The organism is Pseudogracilibacillus amylolyticus (SeqCode) (assembly GCF_051918545.1).
Classification (GTDB): domain Bacteria; phylum Bacillota; class Bacilli; order Bacillales; family Amphibacillaceae; genus Pseudogracilibacillus.
Genome location: NZ_JBPPZG010000084.1, coordinates 1 through 15,398 on the forward strand (window position 1 = coordinate 1; position 15,398 = coordinate 15,398).

8 protein-coding genes and 1 pseudogene are annotated in these 15,398 nt (G+C 36.0%); 5 read left to right on the forward strand and 4 right to left on the reverse strand.

Going from position 1 to position 15,398, the window contains the following annotated elements; translation table 11 throughout:
* From ACPYKA_RS10755 to ACPYKA_RS10775, 5 genes and pseudogenes are all read left to right on the forward strand, one after another.
* Nucleotides 1-183, forward strand: a 183-nt coding sequence (locus ACPYKA_RS10755; RefSeq protein ID WP_479542292.1) for a CDP-glycerol glycerophosphotransferase family protein, incomplete at its 5' end; no start/stop codon positions are given.
* A 226-nt stretch (nt 184-409) separates the two neighbouring features.
* Nucleotides 410-1,621 (forward strand): annotated as a pseudogene (locus ACPYKA_RS10760) (CDP-glycerol glycerophosphotransferase family protein); the annotation flags it as partial.
* Nucleotides 1,622-2,278: 657 nt separating this feature from the next.
* Complete coding sequence (locus tag ACPYKA_RS10765) at nt 2,279-4,987, forward strand: CDP-glycerol glycerophosphotransferase family protein (RefSeq protein ID WP_479542293.1); 2,709 nt, start codon at nt 2,279-2,281, stop codon at nt 4,985-4,987.
* Nucleotides 4,988-5,254: 267 nt separating this feature from the next.
* Entirely contained in the window at nt 5,255-7,966 is a 2,712-nt protein-coding gene (locus tag ACPYKA_RS10770; protein ID WP_479542294.1) for a CDP-glycerol glycerophosphotransferase family protein, read from the forward strand.
* A gap of 258 nt (nt 7,967-8,224) precedes the next feature.
* Nucleotides 8,225-9,682, forward strand: a complete 1,458-nt coding sequence (locus ACPYKA_RS10775) for a tetratricopeptide repeat protein (protein WP_479542295.1) — start codon at nt 8,225-8,227, stop codon at nt 9,680-9,682.
* Nucleotides 9,683-9,923: 241 nt separating this feature from the next.
* Here the strand turns inward: ACPYKA_RS10775 and ACPYKA_RS10780 are convergent, their stop codons facing one another.
* The 4 genes from ACPYKA_RS10780 to ACPYKA_RS10795 are packed head-to-tail and all read right to left on the reverse strand — an operon-like array spanning nt 9,924 to nt 14,760.
* Nucleotides 9,924-11,852: a CDP-glycerol glycerophosphotransferase family protein gene (locus tag ACPYKA_RS10780; protein WP_479542296.1), complete on the reverse strand. Its 1,929-nt coding sequence runs from the start codon at nt 11,850-11,852 to the stop codon at nt 9,924-9,926.
* An 11-nt stretch (nt 11,853-11,863) separates the two neighbouring features.
* Nucleotides 11,864-13,024: a CDP-glycerol glycerophosphotransferase family protein gene (locus ACPYKA_RS10785; RefSeq protein ID WP_479542297.1), complete on the reverse strand. Its 1,161-nt coding sequence runs from the start codon at nt 13,022-13,024 to the stop codon at nt 11,864-11,866.
* Nucleotides 13,025-14,050 carry a ribitol-5-phosphate dehydrogenase gene (locus ACPYKA_RS10790; protein WP_479542298.1) on the reverse strand — a complete coding sequence of 342 codons (1,026 nt, stop codon included), beginning with the start codon at nt 14,048-14,050 and terminating at the stop codon, nt 13,025-13,027.
* Entirely contained in the window at nt 14,047-14,760 is a 714-nt protein-coding gene (locus ACPYKA_RS10795) for an IspD/TarI family cytidylyltransferase (RefSeq protein ID WP_479542299.1), read from the reverse strand. Before ACPYKA_RS10795 ends, ACPYKA_RS10790 begins: the two co-directional genes overlap by 4 nt.
* Between the last annotated feature and the right edge of the window lie 638 nt (nt 14,761-15,398).

Here is a 15,398-nt window from a genome sequence, read left to right on the forward strand (position 1 = left end):
GAAGCGGAGGCCCCCGGCCCATTTGTGTACAATACGGAAGAAATTATTGAAAATATATTGGGGATAGAAAATGTAAGGACAGCCCATCACGATAAGTATCAGAAATTCCGGGAGAAGTATTGTCCACTAGACGATGGTAACGCAACAAAACGCGTGGTGGATCGTATCTTTGATGATGAATGATTACATCGTAAATACTGCTGGGGGTGACGGAAGGCTTGTTCACTCGTTTGAAAAAGTCGGTGCAGTGGATTTGTTCCTGTTTTCATGACATATTGGCGCTCAGGTTTTTGAAACTGTTCGAGTAGAATATCAAGCAAAATATGACCTATTCCATGAGCGATTTTGTAAGTGGAACGACGGAAATGCTTCAAAAAAATGTTGAACGTGTTTTTAAGAAGTAATCTTTCTGACATCATATTTTGAAAAAGATCTTATGGAGTTAATGTACATGATAAAAAAAGTGTTATTTAAAATATATCAATTAATGTTTGGTCTTTTAGGAAAGTTGCTTCCCAAGGATCGTAAATTAGTTATTTTTGAAAGCTTTTTGGGCAAACAATATAGTGACAATCCCCGGGCAATTTATGAATACATGTTAAAGCACACCCAAGGATATAACATGTATTGGAGTGTTGATAAACGTTACGCACAGGCGTTTCATGATAAAGATGTTCGTATTGTCAATCGTTTTTCAATAAAATGGTTATTTTTGATGACCAGAGCCGGTTATTGGGTTTCCAACAGCCGGCTGCCTTTATGGATACCGAAACCACGCCGGACAACCTATTTACAAACCTGGCATGGTACCCCATTAAAACGACTGGCTGCCGATATGGATGAAGTACACATGCCCGGTACAGATACAGTGAAATATAAACAAAACTTTCTGAAGGCAACAAGTAAATGGGATTATTTGGTGTCGCCAAATGCGTATTCCACCGAGATATTTCGAAGAGCTTTTGCGTTTGATAAGACGATGATTGAGTCCGGTTATCCGCGAAATGACTTTTTAGTCAATTGTAATAATGAGGGGACGATTGCTGAAATCAAGGCCCGTTGTAAACTGCCAGCAGATAAAAAAGTTATTTTGTATGCACCAACATGGCGGGATAACCAGTTCTATGCCAAAGGGAAATACAAATTTGATTTGCAGCTGGATCTGGATATGCTAAGGGAAAAATTCAGTGATGACTATGTTATTATCCTGAGGCTGCACTATCTTGTTGCGGAAAATCTGGATTTAACCAGTTATGGAGAGTTTGTTTATGATTTATCCAAGCATGAAGATATCCGGGAACTGTATCTGATTGCTGATTTATTGATCACGGATTATTCGTCTGTTTTCTTTGATTATGCTAATTTACGACGACCGATGCTGTTTTATGTGTATGATATAGACGATTACCGCGATCATTTACGGGGCTTTTATTTTGATTTTGAGGCAAAAGCACCGGGACCATTGGTGAAAACAACAGATGAAATTGTTGATGAGATCCAGGAAATTGAAGAAAATGGCTTTGTACCTTCTGAGACAACAGAGGCATTTTATCAGAAGTTTTGTTATCTGGAAGATGGACATGCAAGTGAGCGTGTAGTAAAAGAGGTTTTTAATGATTGAGGTTGTGGCAAAATGATTTGTACCTGTAGGGCATAAGCCTTGTGTAATACCCTTCCTTTTCAAATTAAAACGCATAGGTTATAATGACCCTATAGTTCATTTATAATGGAAAATAATAGCGTACACAACAACAAACAGTCAAGGGTCTGGACAGGGGCTTTTTTGTATCCTCCCCGCCAAGTAAGTAGCCAAAATGCTCGCGACATGGAACTGTTGAGTGGGATGATGCCCAGGTTAAGCCGTTACTGGATGGTATGTATGAGTTGATAATCGAACATGACGGAAGTTTTGCGCGTTCTTTTTCCGATGGCATAACACAGTATTAGTTTTGATTATAAATTAAAATGTTGCAAAAGATACCTTAATAATTGATAAAACAGAATTGGATTGCAGAAAACTGGAGTTAGTAGCGTGGTCCTATGTAAAGGAGCCGACCGTGATCTGGATTTAGAAAAAAGATACAATAGACGTGAAATCCCATCCAATTCATTGGGATTCACTTAATTTAGTTAGGCACGATGTAGTAAAAATTTGCGAATCGCGTTACAATTGAACGATTTTTAATGAAAGTTTTGCTTTTGTAACAAATAAAATTTTAAACGACTTGGCTCTCGTTTAAATTTAAAATAACTTCCATATACTAAGAGGTGCGATTTTATGAAAAGTAAAACGGATAAAAAGGGAAATGGAAAATCAATGGGGTTGTTTAGGTTGTTGCCCCGCTATGTGGCTCTAAAGATATATACAAAGCGTGATAATGTACAAGGGATGTATCATAATCTAAAACAATTGAAACCTATTTATAAGAAAAATCCTGTCTATTACTATCGTTTGTCAAAGCTGGCTTACCGACAAAAAAAGTGGAAGCAGTCATTGGAACATATTAATAAAGCCATTCAACTAGCTGGCAGCAATTCTCCAAAATATCGCTTATTTAAGGCTGACTGTTTGATTCAATTAGGCGAATCAGCTAAAGCAGTATTATGTTTAAATGAGTATTTATCGGCTAATCCAAACGATGCTCAAACTTGGCATAAGCTGGCAAATGAATATAATCAACTTCATCAATGGATAGAAGCAGCAAAATGCTTTGAATCTTATCTTAATTTAAATCCCAAGGATTCAAAAGCCAGTTTCCAATTAGCTGAATGTTATAGAAACTTATCGGATTTTCAGCAGGCAGCAAATAATTATCATCAAGCAACGAAGAACCTTGATAACAACTGTAATGTAGGAGAACTTACCATTTCATATTACATGCTTGGTTTAATGCAGTTGAAAAATAATAAGACTGACCAAGCTTTTCAGTCGTTTAATGAGGTTATAAATCTTGATCAGGAATTAAATAGTCAACGATATGGTATAGGTGTTTTTCATGAACATTATAAGGAATGGGACTTTGCTGTAGAAGCATATAAAAATCGGTTACTTCAAGATGATAAAGATGCAAAGCTGCAATTTAAATTAGCCTCTATATTGGATGAAAAATTATATACACCTGAACAAGCTTTAATGCATTATGAAAAAGCTTTGAAACTAGATAAAGTACGAGCGGAATGGCACTATTCCCTTGCCAATTGCTATGCAAAATTAAAGGATTATGAAAACGCAGCAAAGTGGTATAATAGCGCAATTGCTCGCCAGCAAAAACACACACCGGAGTGGTATCGAAAGCTTGGATTGGCACTAGAAAAGTCAGGGAAATTAACTCAAGCCCTAGAAGCTTATCAAGAAGCAGACCTGTTTAGCCGTCCTAGTGGTATTAATAACAATTTTTATAAAAAATATATTAAAGACTTGGCTACCCGATATGCGATTAGTTATGAATATTATCCAATAGATGACAGGATGGTTTTTTACGAAAGTATGGCTGGATCACGATTAATGTGTAATCCGTTAGCACTATTTAAGCGATTAATGAAAGACGAGGAATTTAAAAATTATATACATGTGTGGTCAATAAAGAGCCTTAGCAATGTACCGGATGAATATCGAAACCTTAGCAATGTTATATTTGTAAAGCGAGATACCGATTTGTATATGCGATATTCTTGTAGTGCTAAATTCATTATTACTAATTCGAAGTTATCCAAACATATAACTCGTAAACCGGGGCAGAAACTACTTGATACATGGCATGGTACTGCTTATAAAACTATAGGTGGTCATGATAGTGCTTCCCCTCTTGGTTTCAAAAATGCTAATAAGGTTTTCTTAACGACTACAAATATTTTAACGCCAAACCCACATATGTCGAACACCCAACCGGACTGTTACCAATTTAAACACGTTTATTCAGGGCAAATGGCAGAAACAGGTTATCCAAGGATTGATTCTACAATAAATATTAATTCCATGGAGAAACACCGATTGGCTGATGATTTGGATGTTGATTTAGACAAACCAATTGTGCTTTATGCCCCAACGTGGCGAGGCACATATTCCAACAATGTTTATGACGTTTCTAAACTACAGAATGATCTAACAAGGCTATCTAAGCTTGATGTTCAATTAATATTTCGCGGGCACCATTTGTCCGAGAAGCACATAAAAGGCAAACTCAATAATATTAAGGTAGTTCCTCCGGACATAGATAGTAACAAGCTTTTGGGGATAGTTGATTTATTAATCACTGACTACTCAAGTATTTTTTATGATTATTTGGTAACTGATAAACCTATTATCCATTACTTATATGACCTGGAGGAGTATACTAAAAGCCGCGGCCTGTATTTTGGTGTGGATGAACTCCCAGGCGATGTTGCTTATACTATTGATAAGGTTGTTGAATACATCAAACAAGATCTAAAGCCTGGTTATAAACCGTCGAAACAATACAAGGTTGCAAAACAGCAATTTTGTCCACATGAAGATGGTCATGTATCAGAACGGGTTGTCGACTGGTTCTTCCGCGGAAGGACTGAGCACGTCAAGCTAGTAAATACCGGTAGTAAGCCCTCTATTCTTGTTTATGGTGGAGATTTCACACCAGGCGACAAAACAGATAGTTTTATTAAAAAGATTAAAGAGCTAGATCTTACCAAATATAATGTTGATGTTATCATTCCGACAAATGTAGCTGGATCAGCCGAGAAAACCCAACAATTCAAATTATTGCCCGAGCAAACAATGATATACCCTTACATGGAAGGTATGATAATGACGCTACAAGAACGTCAGGCGATAGAGTATTATAACAAACATGATAATTTTGCCAGCGAAGATATGCGAGAAGCTTACGATAGGGCATTTAGGCGTGAAGTTAGGCGGGCGTTAGGTGATTCAAAATTTGTTAAAACTATAGACTATGCCGGCGATTCGAAGTTTTGGGCAAGTTTTTTAAGTCATGTAAGTGTAGTGGAATAAAAGAGACTGGTTTGTGAAGGTATTTCCCCATTCCCGTCTATTTATAGGGCGATTGTAACATTTATCTTAGTTGATAATTGCTATGCTCCTGATTTTACATGATGTTTTAGACGGTCGGCATAGTGGTAGGTAGGATGAGAAGGCCCACTAATATCCAGTATCAAGGATTTATAACCACTAAGGAGTTCGATGGAAAATAAGTGTTTTTCTATCATGAGAAAACGAATTTAACACGATGATATTTAAATAGAATGGAGGTGTATAGTTTTGGAAGATAATGCATCTAAGAACAAAACAAGAAAATTAACTAGCTTGTTTAAACTACCGCTTCATTATGCGGCTTTCAAGTTATATATAAAACGTGGTAATTTATCGGGCGCGTACCGAAATCTGAAGAAATTAGCACCAGTGTATAAGAGATCTCCTGCTTATCAAAATCGTTTGTCAAAGTTGGCTTTTCGTCAAAAATTGTGGAAGCAATCGTTGGATCACATTAATGCCGTTATCAATTTAACCGATGAAAACACTGCTTTAAAGCTTTACAAACGTAAAGCCGAGTGTTTAATTAAGTTGGGTGAATCAGCTAAAGCTATATCATGCTTGGATGCATATTTGCAGGTAAACCCAAATGACTCTCATGCCTGGTTTATGCAGGCAAATGAGTATACTCGACTCCAACAATGGGAAGGAGCTGCCAATAGCTTTGAAGCATATCTCAGGTTGCAGCCGGAAGATTCCATCGTAAGCTATCAACTGGGAGAATGTTACTTCAAGCTAAACAAAACAAGGCACGCAGAGGCCCATTTTGAACAGACCACTAAAAATTGCGATAGCAAATGTGTTGGCCAATCGCTTGCTTTCGCATATTACATGCTCGGCCTTATGCAGCTTATGAACAATAAGCCTCAATCGGCTACTAGTTCTTTCAATAAGGCCGTCAAGCAGGATCAGAAACTAAAAAGCAAGCGTTTTGGAATAGGAGTTTTTCATGAACATTTTAAGCAATGGAAATATGCCTTAGAAGCTTACAAGGATCGGTTGTCACAAAATGATAGAGATGCTGAATTGCAATTTAAGATAGCATCGATGTTAGATGGAATAAATCAGCCAGGACAGGCTCTTAGTTATTACGAAAATGCTCTAAAATTAGACAAAGTTAGATCGCCTTGGAACTTTGCATTAGCTAATTGTTATGACCAGCTAAAAGATTATGAAAATGCAGCTAAATGGTATAAGAACGCAATTGCCCGGCAAGAAAAACATCGCCCTGGAAACTATAGAAGACTAGGACACGCTCTTAGTCAACTTGGAGAAATGAAAGGGGCCTTAGAAGCATACAAAGAAGCAGAACTTTTTAGCTGTCCTAGCACCATTGATGAGGGGTTTTATAAAAAAAATATCACAAAAGCCAGAGTTCGATACGCCATAAGTTATGAACATTATTCTATAGACAATAAGATGATTTTTTATGAGAGTTTGGATGGCGCACGAATAATGGGGAACCCATATGCTATTTTTAAATATATTTATAACCACATCGATTTTAATGAATATACCCATGTTTGGGTAATAAGATCATTTGATGTCATACCCGATGAATTGAGAGCTAAAGACAATATCATTTTTGTCAAAAAGGGTTCTGATGCTTACTTTAGATACATATCTAGTGCTAAGTATCTGATATGCAACAATATATTTTCGGATTACATTGTACGTAAACCGGACCAGTTTTATCTGCAAACTAGCCATGGTATTTTTTATAAAACGGTAGGTCGTGACAGTTCGGGGACTCCGTTAGGAGTTGCAGGAGGGACACGTAATTTGCTCCAAGCCACTCATATTATAGTTCCAAACGAATATATGGCTGAAAAACAACCAAAAAGTTATTCAATAAAAGGTATAAGTTCCGGCCAAATTGCAAAAATAGGATATCCAAGAATAGATATCACAATCAATGCATCGGATGATGTTAAGCATCAAATAATGTCTAAACTAAAACTTGAGCCATCAAAAAAAACGGTTTTCTATGCGCCGACTTGGCGTGGAAGTTCTAAAACCAGCAATTGGTTTGATTCGGCTAAACTGGTAGCAGATTTAAAAATGTTAGCAGAACTTGATGTGAATCTTATATTTCGTAGTCATACGGAATCTGATCACTTATTAAAGAATGTAAAACTTCCCGACAACATTATTGTTCCACCGCCGGATATTCAAACAAACGAACTTTTAAGTATAGCTGATATACTTATCACTGATTACTCTAGTGTATTTTTCGATTTCATAGTTACGGAACGCCCGATTATTCATTATCTCCATGATGTAGAAGAATATGCCAGGGAGCGAGGCCTAAACCTGACTGAAGATGAGTTACCTGGAAGTGTGGTAAAAACAGGTGATCAATTGGTAGCAAGCGTCGTTGACAACCTTAATAATGATAGTCCTAGTTCACGTTACTTGGCCGCAAAAAAAAGATTTTGCCCTTATGATGATGGAAGATCAACCGAAAGAATCGTTCGCTGGTTCTTCTTGGAAGATGATCGGGATATAAATTTTGTTCATGAGGAAAAACTAGCTAAATCCTGGCTCTGCCTAGGCGGGATGCTAAGTGAAAAATCAAGCATTGAAAGCCTGGTCTCCAAATTAAATGAACTTGTGCAAGATGGTAATGTCGTCTCCATCATGCTAAATAAAGGATTGGAACGGGATAAAGATAAACTAAGGATGTTGAATGAATTAAAATCAAATATTAATCTTATCATCCATGCTGGTGTTATGCCAACAACTTTGGAGGAAGCTTCGGCAATTGAATATTTTAATCTTAATGGAAAATTCATTAATAAAAAAATGGAACTGGTTTATAAATATTCATTTAACCGTGAGGTTAGAAGATTATTTGGAGACAGCCAATTTGATGAAGTTGTTAATTACGAGACCGATTCTAATTACTGGAATGCTCTGCGCGATAGTATCCAAAGGTAGTACATTAGATTAGTGGTTAGTGATGTGTTAAATCCCCATCTATTTCAGATGGGGATTGCGTTCTCTTTTGCTGGTGATCCAAAATTTTCTACCAAATAATAGCTCCCTTTTTTCAACCTGAACAATTAAATTTAAAGCTCCTGTAACAATAAAATAGTTAACGATATGTTACACTATTTAACGTACTCGCTACTATAAAAAAGCAACAGATAATCCTTAACAATTTTCATTTGTTATGTAGGAGGCAGGTTTTACAGAATGATTACACACAAGTTATTAAGGAAAGTAATAGAGGGGACAAGAACCCCCAATTACTATTTAAAAAGAGCGAATACCTTCTGGAAAACCGGGGATAAACAAGAAGCAGGAAAAATTCTTGAAAATGGTTTGAAAAAGTATCCAAAAAATTTGAGAATTAGAGAGCAATATGCTGTTTATGCAATGAAAGTTAAAACATGGGATGATGCAGCTTTTCATTGGGAGTTTTTATTGAATTCAAAAAAGGAAAAGCCGTATTTTATTTTACGGTTAACGAAAGCACTTCAATCTGAAAACCGGTTGGATTTCAATAATTTGATTATGCTCTCTATGCTAAATCAAATAATGGGTAATCAAGTTCTTTCAGCTAATATTTTTGATGATGTTTTAAAGACCTTTCCAAATGAAATAAAGCAAGATGGGCTTGGTTACCGTAAACTAACTTTATTTGATAATGGAAAAAGTCGTATTGAATTTTATAAGAATCTAAAACCGACGAAATCCTTGGTTATAACATTCGATGCTGCCAAAATCCGTTGGAATGAGAAACCATTTGGTTTTAAATTGCTCCAAAGGCAAAATGTAGATATTATAGCTGTCAGGAAGAAAACAAAAAAAGACTACCATCAGGATTTGTCGAAAGATGCATTTGATCAGACAATTAAAGAATTGGCTGGTGGGTATGATAATAAATTTTCTTATGGGTACAGTCTTGGCGCATACTCGGCATTATATTATACTTCCGAAATGAACTGCCAAATATTGGCTTTATCTCCTAGACTGCCTATCCACCCTATTTATGGAACGAAAGAAGATAAAGGAAAACAAACCCTTCATCATACGCTGTCTCATAAGTTTAATGACAAGGCGTTTCCAATAATAATATATGACCCCAAAAATAAAACAGATAGAAAGTATGTCGAAGAATCGCTGCTAACCTCCTATCCCAAAGCACAATTGAAAAAGTTGCCATATGGTGGGCATAGAATGACTTTTCATTTACTTAGCATGGGGGTCTTGAAAGAATATGTATTAACATTTATTAATGAGGGAAGTGTGCCAGCATATGACAGAAATTTAAAATCGCAATCACCTAATTACTGTAGATTACTGGGCGAAGCCTGTTTAAAGCATAATAAAATTGGGTGGGCTTATGATTTATCATTAAAGGCTTTGGAATTAGAGCCTACTAATAAACGTGCAATTAAGTTTAGGGTGGACGTGTTGGAAAAATTAAATCGTAAGGAGGAGGCTATAAAGATAGTTGAAAAATCGGTTGAAATGGATCCAAAGAATTTAGATAATCGATTAATGCTAATAGACTTGTATCTGGATAACAAGGACATTACTGTAGCTAAAAAAGAATTAGATAAGGCCTGTAAACAATTTAAACGAACCCCTAAGTTGATAAAAAGAGAAACACGAATATATAATGCCTGGGAAAATTCTATTTCCTAACTAATATGGAACTTTTCTTTGTTTATAAAAATCCCGTCTTTGTGGCGGGATTTTTATATAGATAATTTAAACAATGTACATTCCGTGTCAAGTAAATATACACATGACCTAAAGAATGGATGACTGTCCTCCGGCTAATGAAGGTATCTGCCAACGCCAACGGAAACATTAACCAAATATGTGCAGTAGTAAGTTGTTACAAAAACATCATTTATGTTATGGTTTTGCATACTGTTCTTGTCTAGTGCTGCTCTTCCTGCTCAGCAATCGACCGTTCAAACAGTTCAATTCTCGAAGTTGGAGGAGATAGTTTAACATTCGATTCCTTATCCTCTTCGTTGTTGTCTTCAAGACTGGGAATAATTAACTCATCTACAACATTTTTAGATGCCCTTCCTAAGGTGTCTCCAAAGAAATATTGAACAAATGGCTTTATTTTCTCCATTTCAAAGTCTTTTTTGTTAATTGTTTTTAGCATTTCTTCCGTGGATTTCACCAATGGCCCCGGGATAAAATTAAAATAATTGTAATAAAAGTCACGATCCTGAATATATTTTTCGACGTCATAAGCAAAGAAAATCATTGGCCTATTTAAGAGTGCATATTCAAAGCAGACAGAAGAATAATCGGTTATTAAAAGATCCGTTATTAGTAATAAATCATTGATTTCCCTATAATCACTTAAGTCATAAAAAAAGTCAGCAAATTCATATGGAATATCCAATTTATTTTGCACGAAAGGATGGATTTTAAACAGAAAGACATACTCTTCGTGCAATGCTTCATAAAGCTTTTTAAAATTGAGTACCTCAAATGGATAATGCGCCGAAGCTTGGCCATTGCCGCGAAAGGTCGGAGCAAACAAAATAACTTTTTTGTTCTTCAAAAAAGGGTATTTTTGATGTAATGTGTTAACCACATATTTTTTATATTCTTCATCAAAAAATATATCTGACCTTGGCACACCTGTTGCATAAACTTTGTCTATGGTTATTCCGAATCCTTCCGCATAATTCTTTCTCACACCTTCACTGCTTACCGCAACTTTTGTATAGTTTCGATGATTTTTCGATCTAGGTGATGGTCCACCTGGTCTTCCCAGCCTGCTGAACCCGAATGTTTTAAAGGCTCCGGCCGCATGCCATACTTGAATTAGATCCGCATTTTTACGAATGCTTAATGGGTATACCATTGGATAAAAGTCATCTAGCAAAATTATTTTTGCAGTTGCAAAATGAAACGCAATTCGAATCAAGTCAAAAAATGATTTTTTGTTGTTAATTCGTTCATTAAACAAAAATTTCATATCCAAATCTAAGTTCCGTTTATACAATTCTTCATACACAAAAAAGAAATTCCCATTTAATTCTGAACGGCTGTCAGAAGCAAATGCGACCTTTTTCTTCTTAATTGGAAATAAGCAACATAGAATATAGACCAGTTTAAAAAATTTGCGCTTAATTGCTTTGGTATACCTACCTTCATTTGCCTTACTTTCATCATCAAGTTCTCTCGGATCATATGATTGGAGTAAGGTATTTTTGAACCGCACCGTTTTCGTATACTTATCCAGTACAATTATCAAGTTATATTTCAACACTTTTTTCGTGGAGAAAAAGTGAAGCTTTGTTGCAAAAAGCTTATCCCCGAGAAATTTTTTTGCGCTTGATAACGAAATGATTTTTTCATATTTCACATCATCTTTATTAGCTACCATTTGTTCCAATTTGATATATACATCATAATCGCCAGATTCCAATGGTTTATCCATGTTAATCGTTGATAAGTCAATGCTGCCCTTGAAGCCGCTTAATTGTTCTTCATCTGTCTGTTCATCTTGAACATCTATTACGTCACTTAGCATGCAATTCATTAAAGGGATTTGATACATTTCTTTTTCGAGGATCTCATCATCTGTCATTTCTTCACATGTTTCATCATCTTGGGTACATACGTTATGCTTTTGACGATAAAGATCAAAATCTATTTTCGGGATGATTAGTAACGTCTTTCTAATTCTGTTTTCTTCATAAGTAGTCAAACCATCAATTGTTGCATAGCCCTCAATATCAAAATATGGGCCATATAAACTAAGCTTTGTAATACCACTATTAACTTTTGCTTGACGTTTGACCTCTGCTTCTTTATTATCAATCGAAGATATAAACAATAAAACCACCTCTATTTATCAGTTGAAAGGAAATGTTTAACAATTTTGTTAGTCACGTTATTAACTTGGTCAAAATTATAAGCAATCATCCGGCTGGAATCAAAATACTCGTTTTTTTCTCTCTCATTAATCCACGCTGAAAGTCTTGATAGATCCCGTATAATTGCGGCATCCGATATTTTTTCAATTGCTATATAAAAACCGCGGTTCTTCGAATAATCGGCTAAATCTGGTACAAATTGAGCCATTGGCTTTTTCAATAATGCAAATTCAAAAATGGAAGAAGAGTAATCTGTGATAAATGCATCAGCAACGAGCATCCATTCATTGATACCTTGACGTTCTGCAACAAATACATTTGAACAATTCTTCAGTCTTTCAACGGATGATGGTTCCATATACGGATGAGCTTTAAATATAATCCTTCTGTTATTTTGTACAGAGTGAGATAAATGTATGACCGAATCTATAATATCAAGCTGTGTTTCCAAATGAGTACCTTTTGCTCTGTACGTCGGGGCAAACAAAATATTAATGGTATCTCTGTCTTTTAAAAATGGGTATGTACGATACAGGTTATTCCTTATCTTTGCAGCATACTTCTTGTTAGTGAGCAAATCTGTCCTTGGAATACCAAGTGCAAAGATCTTATTTTGCTCCATATGGAATGCCTCTGCATAATGTTTTGTAAATTTATTTGCTGATATGTATACAAAGTCATAGTTTGAATGAACAGGAACAAGATTAATATAAGATTGTGATGGTCCAAATTTAGTTCCAACTGTACTGCGTCCAAATTTTTTGAAAGCACCTGCTGCATGCCATAATTGGATTACTTTCAAACTTTTTCTTTGCTTGACAAGATATATTGGCAAATAATAATCATCCAAAATCAAATACCGGGCATTTGCTAATGTTATAATTTCTTTAAACAGCTTAAGATTCATCTTGTTCACCCCATGAACAAGATGAATCTTAATGTTTGGCTCCTGCCTTTGCACTTCCTCATATACCAGACGTAAATTATCATCCAAATGGTCCGTTCTGTATAGTGCAATAATCATTTTATGGCTATCTGTTTTCCTAACAAGGCATAAAAACGTATAAACTGCTTGAAAGCACAATTTATAAAATATGATGTATATATGCTTCATAAAACGAACATATTTCATTTAAATTTTCCACCTCATGACCGTCTTTCCCCAAGAGCTGGATAGGTCACTTTCAAATGCATTGGTCACTTCCTCAAGCTTGGATACATTGTGCACATTACCTACCAGCGTACTTAAATAGTCGAGGACATCAGGATATTCACTATAAATATTAACTGCCCTTTGAAAGTCCGCAGTACCACTTCTACTACTTCCAAGTAGTGTCAAGCCTTTTTCCAATACCATTCTTGTATTGACTTCAATTGGATACTCGCTAACACCCAGCAAGCAGATGGTGCCCTCTGGGTTGATATGATCAATAATTTGGTCAATTGCATACTGGCTTCCCTTGCCGCCTGCACATTCGATTGCATGATCGATGGTAAGTTCATCAGGAATTTCATCAATTTTAATGGCATCATCTACGAAAGAAAAATGATTCAGTTTATAATCCGTTTTTCCAAAGATGATGACTTTACTTTTCGGGTAAAGCTTTTTGAGAATCAGACAAGAAATAAAACCTAAATTGCCATCGCCCCATACACCAAATGTGTTTCTCTTTTTATGAGCTCTACTTTCAAACCGGCTTACAGCATGAACAGCTATAGTTACAAGCTCTGTAAATGCGGTGACTTCCATATTCAATTCCTGAGGTAGCACTACCAAACGATCCCTGCCCATAAAGACATAATCCTGCATATAACCATCGTAGCCACTGGATCTGAACTTGCTTGTCCGCAAATAATTCTCTGCAATGTAGGGATCTTTTTCCATTGGCGTATTAGGTACCATAACAACCTTGGTTCCTATAGGGAATTCCTTCGCAGGATCAAAAACTACCTCGCCGACACCTTCATGTATCAAAGCCATTGGCAGTTTTTTCTTCATCGCTTCTTTCCCTCTGGCCCCCGTATAGTATCTTTGATCTGCCGCGCAGATGGATAAATGTGTTGGGCGTACGACCACATCATCAGATATAATACTTCTATCCTTATATGTAACCTCAAATTGTCTAGGTGAAACAAGACGATAAACTTGATTAATCATTGATCCAGGCTCCCTTTAATAATCGCATTTGCAACTTTTAAATCGTACGGAGTGGTTACCTTGATATTGAATACCTCACCTTGAACCAGTTTCACTTTTTCCCCGCTCAAGGAAAAGATTTTGCATGCATCGGAAAGAATCTCTTTGTCCTCTTTTGACAATTTACCATATAGCTCTTTTAGTTTTTTAATTTGAAATGTCTGTGGCGTTTGTCCTTGATACATATAATCTCTAAGCGGGATGTCTGAAATGAACGTTTCATCCTGAGATTCCACAATTGTGTCGATAGCATTTATTACCGTATCGACTGCACAATGCTGTAAACCAAAATCGATATTTTCCTGAATAATACGGTGTGTCAAAAAAGGTCTTACAGCATCATGCGTTACAATAATATCATCGTCATTCAAGCCATTTTCCGTATCAATGAAATCAATGATGTTCATAATCGTTCCGTTTCTGTCAGAACCTCCGCTGATTACCTCTACTTTTGGAAGGTCGATTCCGTATTTTTTTAATATGTCATTTGTGTGGTTGATCCACTCTTTTGGTGTTGCTATGATAACCTTTTTGAATTTGTCGTTTAGTAAAAACTTTTCAATTGTATGCACGATGATTGGTTTGTCATTTAAAGTCAAAAATTGCTTCGGCATTGGAACATTTCCCATCCTTGTTCCCTTTCCGCCAGCTAGAATACCTGCATAAATCAAATTTTTCACCTCATAAATAGTTGATGCGGATATTATAACATATATTGTCGAAGAACTTCATATTTTTGCTGGGAAATGATTTATTATGTTTTACTCTCATACTATGAATCAGATCGGGTATACTGTTCCCTAAAGGTTTATTTGAATGTAGAATTATGCTAAGGTATTGTTTGGTAAATAAAGGGTAGCACAAATAGGGGGTATCCAATGATCCTTATTTTTGGTGGGAAGGATGGAAAAATAGACAATAGGATACACTGGGATTACAGATCTAGCTAGGTCAAAATGGTTGAAATACGGCGCGGAAGTTTAAAACAAGCTAACCACAGAGGCTTTTTATCGGAAGTTTTACTATTTAGAAGACGAGTGTGCCAGTGAGCGTGTAGTGAGTGAATGAGGTATCAAAGCTGAGGTATTGGCCTCATTGGAGGGTTTATCCCACTATCAGCATAAGCCTTCTTTTTATTGTTTTTTATCATGGTTACTTGTATAATTTATGAAGGTTTAATAAATAGAATTATAATAAACAGTATGAATAAAGCGTGCTTCCCATCGAAAGGATATACATATGAAATCTGCAATAACAGTTCTTAAAGAGCAATTTAAACATTTTTATTTAATACGGCGGCTTTCCCTAT

Coding starts and splice junctions, on each gene's coding strand:
- ACPYKA_RS10765 (WP_479542293.1), top strand. CDS start 2,279: ATGAAAAGTAAAACGGATAAAAAGGGAAATGGAAAATCAATGGGGTTG.
- ACPYKA_RS10775 (WP_479542295.1), top strand. CDS start 8,225: ATGATTACACACAAGTTATTAAGGAAAGTAATAGAGGGGACAAGAACC.
- ACPYKA_RS10785 (WP_479542297.1), bottom strand. CDS start 13,024: ATGAAATATGTTCGTTTTATGAAGCATATATACATCATATTTTATAAA.
- ACPYKA_RS10790 (WP_479542298.1), bottom strand. CDS start 14,050: ATGATTAATCAAGTTTATCGTCTTGTTTCACCTAGACAATTTGAGGTT.